Genomic DNA, 12,998 nt, shown 5'->3' with positions numbered 1-12,998 from the left:
GCTGGACGCCGGACGCAGTCCCCCCGGCGTGCCAACAAGAAAAATAAGGAGGCACCCATGCGTCGCGCTGTTACTACTGCCCTGGCCGGAATGGCCCTGCTTGGCGCCGTCGAGGCTCAAGCCAACTACACCCAAACCAAGTACCCGATCGTGCTGGTGCACGGCGTAACCGGTTTCAACACCATCGGCGGCTTGATCAACTACTTCCACACCATTCCCTGGAACCTCGAGCGTGATGGCGCCAAGGTCTATGTCGCCAGTGTGGCCGCGTTCAACGACAGCGAGCAGCGCGGTGCCGAACTGGCCCGCCAGATCGCACCTTGGGCCAGCGCCAACGGCGGCAAGGTCAACCTGATCGGCCACAGCCAGGGATCGCCCACCTCGCGAGTCGCTGCCTCGCTGCGGCCTGATCTGGTGGCGTCGGTGACCTCGATCAACGGCGTCAACAAAGGCTCCAAGGTTGCCGATGTGGTGCGCGGTCTGATTCCCGCCAACGGCGCGATCGAAGGCGGTGCCAATGCGGTCGCCAATGCCCTGGGTTCGTTGATCAACCTGCTGTCCGGCAGCAACAACTCGCAAAACGGCTTGGCCGCATTGAAGACCCTGACCACCGCAGGTACCGCTGCGCTGAACAGCCGCCACCCCTGGGGCGTGAACAACAGCAGCTACTGCGCCAAGTCGTCGGAACTGCACAACGTGCGCGGGCACAACATCCGTTACTTCTCCTGGACCGGCAACACCTCCTACACCAACGTCTTCGACGCGGTCGACCCGTTCCTGGCCATCACCGGCCTGGCGTACGGCGGCGAGAAAAACGACGGCCTGGTTGGCGTGTGCTCGACCTACCTGGGTCAGGTGCTGGGCGACAGCTACAACATGAACCACGTCGATGCAATCAACCACCTGTTCGGTGTGCGCGGCTGGACCGAGCCTGTATCGCTGTACCGTCAGCACGCCAACCGTCTGAAGAACAAAGGCGTCTGATCGACATCAGGCAGTAACCAAACTCAGCGCCTGGCAGGCTTCGATCTGCCGGGCGTTGTGGTTTTCGCCGGGTAAGTTGTTCTGGCATATCGCCGCAGTGGTTCTGGAGGTTGCATGTCCTCGCGTTATCGTTCTATCGGCCTGGTAAGCGTACTGGCTGTCAGCGCCGCCGCCGTCACGCTGTACTGGCAGTGGCCGGCGGCAGCGCCGCGTAGCGTAGCGGCGGCGCCCGCGCCAATCGCAGCGGCGCTGCCAACGCCAATCCCCTTGCTCGCGCCTGCCGCAAGCCGCGCACCGGGTCAGGCCAAGTCGCATATCCAATTACCCAACCTACAAGGCACCGAGGTCGACGGCGAGCTGAAGACCGACAGCAACGGCAATCTGGTGCTGCAGCTGGCGGTACGTGACTACTTCGATTATTTCCTCAGCGCTGCCGATCAAGCGGGGCTGGAAGCGTCCGTCGAGGCGCTGCTGGCGGATGCGGGTTCGCGTCTGCAGGAGCCCGCGCTCGGTCAGTTGATCGGCCTGCTGGGCAACTACCTGGATTACAAGCGCGCCAGCCTCGAGCTGATGCAGCAGCCCCTGAGCGCCCAGCAACAGGCGCAGCCTGAAAGCCATCTGGCGGCATTGCAGCAGGCGTTCGATCGCCTGGGGCAGATGCGCCGCACGCATTTTTCCGCTGCAGCGGCGGAAGCCCTGTTCGGCGCCGAAGAGGCCTACGCCCGCTACACCCTGGAAAGCCTTGCGGTGGGTGCGCGGGAAGATTTGAGTGATACCGCCAAAGCGCAGATGCAGGAGCAACTGCGCGCCCAGTTGCCCGAGGCCATGCGTGCCAGCGAAGAGCGCCAGGTCCAGGCGCTGGCCCAGCAGAGCCAGCGCGAGCAGATGCTGCGCGACGGCGCGAGCGAGGAACAGATGCGCCATTTCCTTGCCGTGACCTATGATCCCGCTACGGTCGAGCGCTTGCTCGTCGAACAACGCAACGAGCGCGGCTGGCAGCAGCGTTACACGGCTTACCGCGACGAACTGGCCAAAATGCAGGGCGCCGGCCTGAGCTCGGCGGATCGGCAGCAGGAACAGCAGCGTCTGCGCCAGCGCTTGTTCAGCGCCGAAGATCAGCATCGAGTCGACACCTATGACGCCATTGCCGCCAAACAGCAGGACACCGAAACCGACTCCCCCGAGTTGTAAATCCAGCATCGGTACGCGGTGGCGCCCATGATGCCGCTGGAGCAGGAAGAACGCCTGCTGCTGGCGCAGCAGCGGCGCGGCTACCGCCGCCTGCGCTTCGTTCCCGAGCTGGAAGAGCGCTTCGTCGAGCATCGGTTTCAGCGCACGGGCCGCCGGCTCGGGTTGATCGTCGGCACGGCGATCATTTTCCAGCTCATCTACACCTTCCTCGATCTGGTGCTGCTGCCGCTGGCGGTCAGCCTGTCGGTCGTGCCGCTGCGCTTGCTGGGCATTCTCGGCGTGGCCGGTGCCTTCGTTTACTGCCAGCGGCCAGACAGCCTTCCGCGCCGTGCGCTGCTGGCCTATATCAGTGCCTACGCGCTCAACGGCGGCTGCGTCGTGCTAATCATCTACGTCTGCCTGATGCAGGGCGTGGCGATGCCCTACGACGGGCTGTTCCTGATTCTGTTGTTCGGCTACGTGTTGCTCGGCGTCTCGTTTCGCGCGATCAGCGTGGCGGCCTGGGGTTTCTGCGGGCTGTTTCTCGGCCTCGGCCTGGTGCTGACCGAGGCTGGTTCGACGCTGGCGTATCAGAGCCTGTTCCTGATCTGCGCAAACATGATCGGCAGCGTTGGCGCCTATTTGCAGGAGCATGGGCAACGTGGCGCCTGGCTCAACCTGCGTCTGCTCGACCTCGCCCGCCAGCGCGCGGAAGGCGACGATGCGCGCAAGCTACGCCTGCTGGCCGCCGCCAGCCATGACTTGCGCCAACCGCTTAACGCGATGGGCCTGTACGCCCAGCACCTGCTCGAACAGGCCCAGGAGCCCTCCGTGCGCCGGGTCAGCAGCCAGTTGGCCATCTCGGTCGAGCAGCTCAGCCGCCTGCTGCAGTCGCTGTTCGATTACTCGCGGCTGACCTTGCCGGGCGGCGTACAGGTCAAGCCTGAAGTGTTCCCGTTGCGACCTCTGCTCGAGCGGCTGAGCAGCGAAACCCGCGGCGAAGCCGAGGCTCAGGGCGTCGAGTTGCACCTGCAATGCGGCGAAACCTGGGTGCGCAGCGATCCGTTGTTGCTCGAGCGGGTGTTGCGCAACCTGCTGACCAACGCACTGCGCCATGCCCAGGCGCGCCTGGTCACGCTCACCGCCAGGGTCGAGGCCAACTGCGTGGTGCTGGAAGTCGCGGACGATGGGCGTGGCTTGAGTGCCGAGGAGCAGGCGCAGGTCTTCGAGGAATTCAGCCAGTTGGACAACCCCGGACGCAACGCGGAACGTGGCCTCGGCCTCGGCCTGGCCATCGTCCAGCAACTGGCGACGCTGCTCGAACACCCGCTGCAGCTGCGATCCAGCCCGGGGCAGGGGGCATGCTTTTCATTGCGTCTGCCGCTCGCCGATGCCGGGCTCTATCCATTGCAGGCGCCAACAGGCGTAAACCTGGAAGGGCGCATTCTGCTGCTCGAGGACGATGCTGCCAGCCGCGAGGCGCTGGCGGGGCTGTTACAGCGCTGGGGCTGCCAGGTATGGGCGTGCGCCGACCTGGAGGCCGCGCTGGGTTGTCTGGCGGTAGCGGCGCCACAGCTGCTGATCAGCGACTACCGCCTGGCGGCAACCGAAGATGGTCTGCGCGCGCTCGAGCGCCTGCGCGAGGAAGCCGGGCAGATGCTGCCTGCATTGCTGATCACCGCCGATATCAGTCCGGAGTTGCAGGAACGCTGCACGCCGGCCCATGTCACCTTGCTCGGCAAACCCCTGTTGCCGGCGCGCCTGCGGCAGGCCTTGCAGGTGGTGCTGCCGGCGCCATCCATTGCGGAAAAAGCGCCGGCCACGCTGGGCGACTGAACCGAGCTACAGCCAGCCCCGTTGTCGCGCCGCGCTGACACAGGCGGTGCGGTTGTGCGCGTCGAGTTCCTGAAACAAGGCTTTCAGGTGGGTTTTCACCGTGTCTTCGGAGACACCCAGCTGACGGCTGATCGCCTTGTTCGGCAAGCCGTTCGCCAGCAATAGCAGAATCTCCTGCTGCCGTGGCGTCAGCTGCGGCTTTTCGCTGCGGGCCGGCGGCGGCAGCGTCTCGCCCAGGAGCACCCGGGTGACGGCCTGACGCAGGTCGTCGCTGTTGGCGCTTTTCGAAATGAAACCCAGCGCGCCTGCGGCAATCGCGGCCTGGGCATCCAGGTTCGAGTCGCTGGCACTGAGGATTGCCACGGGCGTCATGCGCCCCTGTTGCTGCCAGCGTTGGAGCAGTTCGAGGCCGGTGATATCGGGCAGGCGCAGGTCGAGCAGAATCAGGTCGAAACTGCAGTTGGCCAGCCAGGTTTCGGCTTCGGCAGCGGTTTCGGCGGTGTGGATGATCAGATTGGGGCAGAGCGGGGCGAGGGCCAAACTGAGGCCGTCGAGGAAGATCCGATGGTCGTCTACCAATAGCAGGCAGAGCTGCTCGGGCAAGGCAGTACAGAGTGCTGTCATGGCTGTCTCACGCGGTCTTTTTATTGTGGTTATCGCCGCGCGAGTGTAACGCAAATCGCCTGGGTGGTTAGAAGCGGTAGGTGACCTGCGCGCCCAGGCCATGGGCAGAGTTTTTATAGGTCGAACGGTAGGAGCCCTTGAGCGGTTCGTTCAGCTCGATATCGGTGTCGTCTTCCTTCAGGTAGGAATAGGCGAAGTCGACGGTGACGTCGGCGTTCGGACTCCAGGCGGCACCCAGGCTGGCAATCTTGCGATCACCGGTGGGAATGCGCGGCGAGCGGTGGGCGTTGTTGGTGGGCGATTGATCGACCGCCAGACCGGCCTTGAGTACCCACTGCGGGTTCAGCTTGTAGGCCGCGCCTACTGCATGGGCCCAGGTGTCGTGCCACTCCTGTTCTTCGCTGATGGTGCTGAATACCGGCGACAGCGGTCCGCTGATACCTTCGCTTTCGACGGTGATGGCTTCCAGGCGACTCCAGCGGGTCCATGTACTGCCGGCATAGACCGTCCAGCGTTCGTTGAGGTCGTGGGTGACCGAGAAGTCCACCGACTCCGGAGTTTCCAGATCCAGCGAAGCGTCGTATTTGCCCGCCGCACTGGCGAACAGGCCGCCGCCTTCGATCTCGGTATCTCCTTCGAGCGTGTAATCCACCTTGGAGTGGTAGGTAATGCCGAAGCGGGTCTGCGGGCTGAGTTCGAACAGCACGCCGGCGTTGAAGCCCAGGGCGGTGTCGTTGCCTTTGATCTTCACACCGGCGCTGTTGCCTGGCAGGAAGGGATCCGGCACGGTCGATGACAGCTCGCCGTCGATGCGGTTGATGGTCGGGCCGAAGCCGATCGAGAGCTGGTCGTTGAAGCGATAGCTCAAGGTCGGTTGCAGGGTGATGATCCGCACTTCGCTGCGGTCGCCGTAGGCGCGGCCCTGGAACTCGCGTTCGTAATCGGTGACCAGGCCGAACGGCACGTACATGCCGAAGCCGAACGTCCAGTTATCGTCCAGCGGCTTTACGTAATAGCCCATGGGTGCGCCGATGAACGGCACCATATCGCCGTCGTTGCTGCCCGCAGCGCTGCCGCTGGCGTCCTCGATATCGGTCTTGGCGTGCAACAGCGCGACGCCGCCGCTGACCTGCTCGCGGTCGAGGCGCGACATGCCGGCCGGATTGCCGAAGATGGTCGAGGCATCTTCAGCCGAGGAGGAACGACCCGCGAATGCAGTGCCCATGCCGCTGACGCTCTGTTCGTTGATGGCAAAGCCACTCGCCAGGGTCTGGCTGGAAGCGGCGGCGATCGCGAACGCGAGGCTGGTTTTTAAAACTCGTTGGCTCACAGAGTGCTCCTTGGGTAAACGGGACGCGGAAACTAGCAAGTTTCCTGACCCATGAGAAGCCAAGGAAGTTCATGATTTATATCAATTTTGTCCTACAAATGGCGGCTAAATGCTGGCATTTGCAATGATCGTGCGAGAAGCGCCTGGGTGCGGCGATGTGTCACGCCACCCGGCTCAGTGTACCGACGCAGCGGTGCCAGGCGTCGATGAAATCGCTGGTTCGGCCCTTGGGGCGAAACACCTTGCGCCATACCTGGGCCAGGCCGCGAAGATCATCGCTAGCCGGTAGTTCAGCGGTTTGCGCTTCTACCAGCATCCAGGCAATGGCCGTGGCGTAGCGCAGGTTTACCGTGAGTTCCAGATGCGGCGCGGCGAGAAAGGCATGCTGACTGGCGAGGCCGCGAACTCGGCTCGCCAGGTCCGGGTCGAGCGCCAGGTGCAGGTCCCACAACCGCTGATGGCGCAGCGCGGCGATGCGATAGAGGCCGTAACCATGCTGGTCGTCGAGCGCCGCACCGAGTCCCGACTGGCTGGCGGCCGTGCCCAGCAACAGGGCTTCGGCGGCAGGGGAGTGGCGACCCAGGTAGATCAGCGTGGGGCGGATGACGTGTTGTGACAGGTCACAAGCGGCGATTCCCATAGGTACCTCGGGAAAAGATGACCGGTGGGCCTGAGCGACTGGCAGCGTCTCGTTTATTGGAAAGGCCACACCGGAAGCGGGCTTAGCCGCTTGTTTTGAAGTGTAGTGCGATATATGGGCTGTAAAAGGCTGTTTTTAAAATGTTTTCAGCTTTCGGTTATTACCTATATTCCGCGTGGCAATTAGGCAGGTGAGCTACCGTCGGCTACCCGTGCTGACCAGATTGCAGCGAAACGCATCAGTCACCCGTTGCAATCGGGCGGTGCGGATCGGTAATCCACTCGCTCCAGGAGCCGGCGTACAGCGGTGCGAGTGGATAGCCGGCCAGGCACAGGGCGAACAGGTTATGACAGGCCGTCACCCCGGAGCCGCAGTACGCCACCACACCTGTATCTGGGCGCGGGCCCAGCTGCGCGGCGAAACGCTGGCGCAGCTGCTCGGCGCCGAGGAAGCGTCCATCGGCGCCCAGGTTGTCGGTGAATACGGCGCAGCGCGCACCGGGGATGTGCCCTGCCACCGGGTCGAGCGGCTCGACCTCGCCGCGAAAGCGCGGTAAGGCACGGGCATCCAGCAGAGTCAGCTGCGGGTCGTCGAGGCGATGCTGCAGACCTGCGGCGTCGAGCACCATGGCTGCATCGGCAGCGCCGTCGAAGGTGCCGAGCGGTGCGTTCGGTTGCGCCTGGCTCAGCTCGAAGCCAGCCTGGCGCCACGCGCTCAAACCGCCGTCGAGCAGGTAGACGCCGTCGCGCTTGCCCATCCAGGCCAGCAGCCACCAGGCGCGGGCGGCAAACGCGCCGGGACCGTCGTCGTACAGCACCACTTCGCTGTGATCATGCAGGCCCCATTCGCGCAGACGCTGCAGCAGGTCGGCAGGGGCCGGCAATGGGTGGCGGCCGGTCATGCCTTTCTGCACCGGGCCGGACAGGTCGCGCTCCAAGTCGGCGAACTGCGCGCCATCGATATGGCCCTGCGCGTAGCTGCGCTGCCCGTACGCCGGATCGTCGAGGGCGAAGCGGCAATCGAGAATCAGCAGGTCCGCGCGTTGCATGCGCTGCTGCAGCTGCGCCGCGGTGATCAGTTGAGCGAGTGGCATGCCGTCATCCTCTGGCAGGTAAAGGTCGCGGGCATGATAAACCCGGCTACCAGGCACTCGGGAAGCCGCGATGTGCAGAATTTATGCGTGCAGGCCGCGTTGACCGCTGCATATTTGTTCATTTGTGTGCATGCTGCCTGCCCCGTTTTTCTCTGACTGGCAGCAGCGACCCATGAAGCGTTTTGTATTGCTCGACACGGCCCCGATCCCCGACGGCACGGGCGCACTGTGTCTGTTTGAGTACGGCGAGGATTTCGTCATCAAGATCGCCGGCGGTGATGGCGGCCAGTTGATGAACACGCGCATGCATGGCTCCGAAGATGCACTGGCGGCAATCCCGTGCAAGAAGGTCGCGGGTCGCCCGGAGTCGCGGGTGCTGATTGGAGGCCTAGGGATGGGCTTTACCCTGGCGGCAGCGTTGCAGAACCTGGGCAAGACCGCCGAGGTGGTAGTGGCCGAGCTGGTGCCTGGAGTGGTGGAGTGGAACCGCGGCCCGCTTGGCGCCAAGGCCGGTTATCCGATCCTCGACCCGCGTACCCGGGTGATTCAGGACGATGTGGCGAACTGCCTGAAAAACGCCGACCAGCGCTATGACGCGATCATGCTGGACGTCGACAACGGCCCAGAGGGCCTGACCCAGAAGCGCAATAGCTGGCTGTATTCCGCCCAGGGTTTGCAGCGCTGCTACCAGGCATTACGTAACAAGGGCGTACTGGCAGTGTGGTCGGCCAGCGCCGACCGGCAGTTCAGCGACAAGGTGCGCAAGGCCGGTTTCAAGGTCGAAGAATTGCAGGTTTACGCCCATGGCAATAAGGGCACCCGGCATACCATCTGGATCGCCGAAAAGATCAAATAGGCAAATCCCCGAACATTAAAAAGCCCGCGCAACTGAGCAGTTGCGCGGGCTTTTTTGTATTGGCGGCTTAGAGCCTGTTTCGGATCTCGCGAGCTAGAGCAAAACAAGGCGAAAACGGCTGAGGAAGCGGACTGGGCTCGCACGCGAGTGTACTTCTGTACATGAGCATTGCTCGCTTCGCTCGCCCTTCGGGCCGCGCTAAAGCGCGTTAGCCGCAAGCGGCTTGCGACCGGGCTGGCGCACCAGCCTGTTTTTAACGCAGCAGGGCCGACGCACAGCAGGCGTTGGGCAGATTCTTAGCGGATTTTCAGCTTACCAATCCGATCATTATCCAGGCTGCCAAAGTACAGATAGTCGCCCACTGGCTTGACCGACGTAACCATGCGCAGGTGGGTGCCGCTGGTGTCGTGCAGGCTCTGGGTGATTTCGCCCTGTTCATTCAGGGCAATGGCGAAACCGTAAGGCACGGCCTTGGGCCAGAAGGCGCGCGGCAGCTTGGCCAGTTGCGCCTTGGCCCAGGGCGAGCGGTGCAGCATGTCGGCGTCGGTCTTGCGCGGGGTCGGCAGGGCGACCCAGAAGGTGCCGTTGCGGTCGCCCTGCAGGTTGTCCGGCAGGCCGGGCAGGTTGTCGATAAAGACGTCGTGGGTGCCGGCCTTGTCGCCGCTCAGCCAGTAACGGGTGATGCGGTAGCGGTAGGTTTCGTTGACCAGCACGAAGTCCTCATTGGCCGACAGTGCCACGCCGTTGGCGAAGTACAGGTCCTTGAGCAACACCTTGGTTTCGCCGCTGGCCGGGTTGTAGCTGAGCAGGCGGCCATGGGGGCGGGCTTCGAGCAGGTCGAGCAGGTAATCCGGTTGCTCGAAACGCGCCGAGGCGTCGCTGAAATAGATGGTGCCATCGCGGGCGATATCCAGGTCGTCGGTGAACTTGAACGGTACGCCATCGGCTTCGGTGGTAAGTACCTTGATCTGCCCCTGGGCGTCGATGCTGAGCAAGCCCTTGTAGGCGTCGGCGACGATCAGGTTACCGGCGGCATCGAAGTCCATGCCGAGAGGGCGGCCTTTGGTGTCGGCGAAGGTTTCCACGCTGCCATCGGCCTTGATTCGCACGATCGTGCCGTCATGCAGGCCAGCGTACACCAGGCCCTGGGCATCTACCGCCGTGTCTTCCGGGCCGTGCACCTGGCCGCGGCCGAGCAGCTCGGCTTTCATCAGGGTGTCGTTGGGTTCCAGCACGCCTGTCATGGGTGGGATTTCTGGCGCCTGCCAGGCCAGCGGATCGATCGGGCTGGGGGTAACGGCGAGGTAGATGGCCGCGGCGGCGATGACCGCCAGCAGAAGTCCGAGCAGTGTCTTCATTATTATTGTCCCTGTGCTGAAGTGCGCCCGAGTCAGGCGAGCGGCCGCAAGAATACACAGATGCGGCCTCTTAATGCGATGGCGTGCGCAGGCGCCGGTTGAATGGGTGAGCGCCGTCGATCCGGGACGCCATGCCCGGTAGCGAGGCGGGGCGATATATACTGCGCGGCATTCTTGATGGGAGAGCCGTGTGGCTATTGAAATTCACTGGGTCAGTGACGACGCCAGCCTGGCAGCACAGTGCAGCGAATGGCGGCGTCTGCCGTTTGTGGCGGTCGATACCGAATTCATGCGGGTCGACACCTTTTACCCGATCGCCGGTTTGTTGCAGATCAGCGAGGGCGAGCGGGCCTACCTGATTGATCCGCTGCTGATCAGCGACTGGACGCCTTTCGCCGAGCTGCTGCAGGACCCGGCCGTGGTCAAGGTGCTGCATGCCTGCAGCGAGGACCTGGAAGTGTTTCTGCGCCTGACCGGCAGTCTGCCCACACCCTTGTTCGACACCCAACTGGCCGCCGGCTACCTCAACCTGGGTTTTTCCATGGGCTATTCCCGCCTGGTCCAGGCGGTGCTGAACATCGAACTGCCTAAGGGTGAAACCCGTTCCGACTGGCTGCAGCGACCGCTTTCTGCGACCCAGGTCAGCTATGCCGCCGAGGACGCCCTGCACCTGGCGGAGATGTATGTGCTGCTGAAAGCGCAGCTGTCCGACGAGAAATACGCCTGGGTGCTCGAAGACGGCGCCGAGCTGGTCGCCAACCTGGGCCGCGAAGTCGACCCCGAGTTGGCGTATCGCGAGGCCAAGCTGGCCTGGAAGCTTTCGCCGCAACAGCTCGCGGTGCTGCAAGCCGTTTGCGCCTGGCGCGAACGCCAGGCGCGGGCGCGCAACCAGCCGCGCAACCGGATCATTCGCGAGCACTCGTTGTGGCCGCTGGCGCGGACCCAGCCGGACAACCTGGTGGCGCTGGCGCGGATCGAGGACATGCACCCGAAAACCGTACGTCAGGATGGCGAGTTCATTCTGCAACTGATCAAGCAGGCCGCCTCGACGCCTGCTGCAAACTGGCCCGAACCGCTGCCGGAGCCGCTGCCGATCGAAGCCTCGGCGCTGTTGAAGAAGCTGCGCGCCATTGGCCAGCGCGAAGGCGAGCGGCTGCACATCGCGCCCGAGCTGATGCTGCGCAAGAAAACCCTCGAAGCCTTGCTGAAAAGTGGCTACCCCGATGGACCTTACCGCCTGCCTGATTCCCTGAGGGGCTGGCGGCGGACGTTGATGGGCCAGGCGCTGCTCGACTGCCTGGCTGAAGGAGAGTGCCCGTGAAACGCATCTGCTCGATCTACAAAAGCCCGCGCAAGAACGAGATGTACCTCTACGTGCTGAAAAGCGACGGGCTGGCGCGCGTGCCGGAAACCCTGCTGGCTGCGTTCGGCCCGCCAGCGCTGGCCTTCAGCCTGGTGCTGACGCCGGAACGCGAGTTGGCCCGCGAGGACATTCACCAGGTGCTGGCCAACCTGGAAGCCCAGGGCTATCACCTGCAGATGCCGCCGCCGGAAGACGACTACATCGAGCACCTGCCGGAAGAGCTGCTGCGCCGGAACGATCCGGTCTGAGCCATGGCTAACGAATCCGCCGTGCGCGTGCTGATTGGCGAGACCGACCACCTCACCTATGCCGAGTTGCTGAGCGTGGCCGCGCCCTCTGTCGAGCTGCTCGGCAGCGCCGATCCCGCTGAGCTGGCAAGGCATGCGGCGTCCTGCCCGGTGTGGCTGGGTCAGCCCGATCTGCTGGCCGGCCTGCTGCGTCAGGGGCACAAGCCGCAGTGGTTGCAGTCGACCTGGGCCGGTATTACGCCGCTGCTCGCCACGGACCTGCCGAAGGATTACCTGCTGACCCGCGCGGTGGGAATTTTTGGCCAGGTGATGGCCGAGTACGTGCTGTGCCACCTGCTGGCCCATGAACGCGCGCTGTTCGCTCAGCGGGCCGCGCAGGCGCAGCGGCACTGGGACAATCGCGCGCCACGCAGCCTGGCCGGGCGCCGTGCACTGATCGTCGGCACCGGCGATATCGGCGTGCAGGTTGCGCAGTTCCTGGCACCGTTCGGGGTCGAGCTGGTCGGTGTGGCCAGCCGCGCGCGAGTGCTGGCGCCGTTCAGCGAAGTCGCCGCGCTTGATGGTTTGCCACAGCTGGCTGCCACCGCCGACTACCTAATCAACCTGCTGCCGGATACCCCGGTAACCCGCGACCTGTTCGACGCGGCCTTGTTTGCCGTGTTGAAACCAAGCGCGCTGTTCATCAATGCCGGGCGTGGCGTCGCCGTGGTTGATGCCGACCTGGTGCGCGCGCTCGAGCAGGGTCAGCTGGCGGGTGCGGTGATCGACGTATGCCGGCAGGAGCCTTTGCCGACAGCGCACCCGTTCTGGCATGCGCCGCGGTTGCTGCTCACCGGCCACAGTTCGGCACCGACCGAGCCGCGTTTGCTGGCGCAGCTGTTCCTCGACAACCTGGCGAACTGGCGCAGCGGTCGTGCGGTGCGCGGCGGCGTCGATTTCAGCCGCGGTTATTGACCGGCATTCGACTCGCCGGCCTTGGCCGCAAGGGCCACGCACGCTAGACTGCCGGCCTTTTCGCCCGTCAGTAATGCCCGCCCATGGCCGCCAAAGTCGAACCTTTCTGGAAACGCAAAACCCTCGCTCAGCTCGATCAGGCGGAGTGGGAGTCGTTGTGCGACGGCTGCGGCCTGTGCTGCCTGCAGAAGCTCGAAGACGAGGAAGATGGCGGCGTCTACTACACCCGTATCGCCTGCAAGCTACTCGATCTGAAAAGCTGCCGCTGCACCGATTACGCCAACCGTACCCAGTTCGTCCCCGATTGCATTCAGCTCACGCCAGCCCAGGCCGACCAGTTCCAGTGGCTGCCGCCAACCTGTGGTTATCGCCTGGTCAGCGAGGGCAAGGACCTGCCGCTCTGGCACCATCTAGTGTGTGGCGACCCCCAGGCAGTGCATCACGAACGCATTTCCCAGTCCGGCCGCATGCTCAGCGAAAACAGCGTGGCCGAGGACGACTGGGAGGACTACCTGATCTTTCGCGCCGGCTGACGGCCCTGG

13 protein-coding genes are annotated in these 12,998 nt (G+C 64.1%); 8 read left to right on the top strand and 5 right to left on the bottom strand.

What is annotated here, in order from left to right:
- Positions 1–57 precede the first annotated feature (57 nt).
- From ACX0MV_RS11755 to ACX0MV_RS11745, 3 genes are all read left to right on the top strand, one after another.
- On the top strand, positions 58–984 hold the full coding sequence (locus ACX0MV_RS11755) for an esterase/lipase family protein (protein ID WP_458982687.1): 927 nt from the start codon (positions 58–60) through the stop codon (positions 982–984).
- 114 nt (positions 985–1,098) lie between these two features.
- Positions 1,099–2,175: a lipase secretion chaperone gene (locus ACX0MV_RS11750; protein ID WP_458982686.1), complete on the top strand. Its 1,077-nt coding sequence runs from the start codon at positions 1,099–1,101 to the stop codon at positions 2,173–2,175.
- A gap of 27 nt (positions 2,176–2,202) precedes the next feature.
- On the top strand, positions 2,203–3,990 hold the full coding sequence (locus tag ACX0MV_RS11745; RefSeq protein WP_458982685.1) for a hybrid sensor histidine kinase/response regulator: 1,788 nt from the start codon (positions 2,203–2,205) through the stop codon (positions 3,988–3,990).
- A gap of 6 nt (positions 3,991–3,996) precedes the next feature.
- On the opposite strand, the gene ACX0MV_RS11740 is transcribed toward ACX0MV_RS11745, so the two are convergent.
- From ACX0MV_RS11740 to ACX0MV_RS11725, 4 genes are all read right to left on the bottom strand, one after another.
- Positions 3,997–4,614 carry a response regulator transcription factor gene (locus ACX0MV_RS11740; protein WP_458982684.1) on the bottom strand — a complete coding sequence of 206 codons (618 nt, stop codon included), beginning with the start codon at positions 4,612–4,614 and terminating at the stop codon, positions 3,997–3,999.
- Positions 4,615–4,681: 67 nt separating this feature from the next.
- A complete protein-coding gene (locus tag ACX0MV_RS11735) occupies positions 4,682–5,944 on the bottom strand; it encodes an OmpP1/FadL family transporter (protein WP_458982683.1) in 1,263 nt (420 codons plus the stop codon).
- Between the two features lie 160 nt (positions 5,945–6,104).
- Positions 6,105–6,584 carry a hypothetical protein gene (locus ACX0MV_RS11730; RefSeq protein ID WP_458982682.1) on the bottom strand — a complete coding sequence of 160 codons (480 nt, stop codon included), beginning with the start codon at positions 6,582–6,584 and terminating at the stop codon, positions 6,105–6,107.
- Between the two features lie 238 nt (positions 6,585–6,822).
- On the bottom strand, positions 6,823–7,677 hold the full coding sequence (locus ACX0MV_RS11725) for a sulfurtransferase (protein ID WP_458982681.1): 855 nt from the start codon (positions 7,675–7,677) through the stop codon (positions 6,823–6,825).
- A 172-nt stretch (positions 7,678–7,849) separates the two neighbouring features.
- On the opposite strand from ACX0MV_RS11725, the gene ACX0MV_RS11720 reads away from it, so the two are divergent.
- Positions 7,850–8,533 carry a spermidine synthase gene (locus ACX0MV_RS11720; RefSeq protein ID WP_458982680.1) on the top strand — a complete coding sequence of 228 codons (684 nt, stop codon included), beginning with the start codon at positions 7,850–7,852 and terminating at the stop codon, positions 8,531–8,533.
- Positions 8,534–8,829: 296 nt separating this feature from the next.
- Here ACX0MV_RS11720 and ACX0MV_RS11715 read toward each other — a convergent pair whose 3' ends face one another.
- Complete coding sequence (locus ACX0MV_RS11715; RefSeq protein ID WP_458982679.1) at positions 8,830–9,891, bottom strand: SMP-30/gluconolactonase/LRE family protein; 1,062 nt, start codon at positions 9,889–9,891, stop codon at positions 8,830–8,832.
- Between the two features lie 190 nt (positions 9,892–10,081).
- Here ACX0MV_RS11715 and rnd point away from each other — a divergent pair, with 190 nt between their 5' ends.
- The 4 genes from rnd (at position 10,082) to ACX0MV_RS11695 (ending at position 12,989) form a co-directional block, all read left to right on the top strand.
- Entirely contained in the window at positions 10,082–11,212 is a 1,131-nt protein-coding gene (gene rnd / locus ACX0MV_RS11710; RefSeq protein ID WP_458982678.1) for a ribonuclease D, read from the top strand.
- Positions 11,209–11,502, top strand: coding sequence for a YcgL domain-containing protein (locus tag ACX0MV_RS11705; protein ID WP_458982677.1), 294 nt, complete (start codon positions 11,209–11,211; stop codon positions 11,500–11,502). Before rnd ends, ACX0MV_RS11705 begins: the two co-directional genes overlap by 4 nt.
- A 21-nt stretch (positions 11,503–11,523) precedes the next feature.
- Positions 11,524–12,456, top strand: a complete 933-nt coding sequence (locus ACX0MV_RS11700; protein WP_458982809.1) for a D-2-hydroxyacid dehydrogenase — start codon at positions 11,524–11,526, stop codon at positions 12,454–12,456.
- 83 nt (positions 12,457–12,539) lie between these two features.
- Positions 12,540–12,989, top strand: a complete 450-nt coding sequence (locus tag ACX0MV_RS11695; protein ID WP_458982676.1) for a YcgN family cysteine cluster protein — start codon at positions 12,540–12,542, stop codon at positions 12,987–12,989.
- Positions 12,990–12,998 lie beyond the last annotated feature (9 nt).

This window comes from Pseudomonas cistanchae (assembly GCF_054483635.1).
The sequence above is the reverse complement of the archived record's forward strand: the minus strand, read 5'-3'. Positions and strand labels throughout refer to the sequence as shown.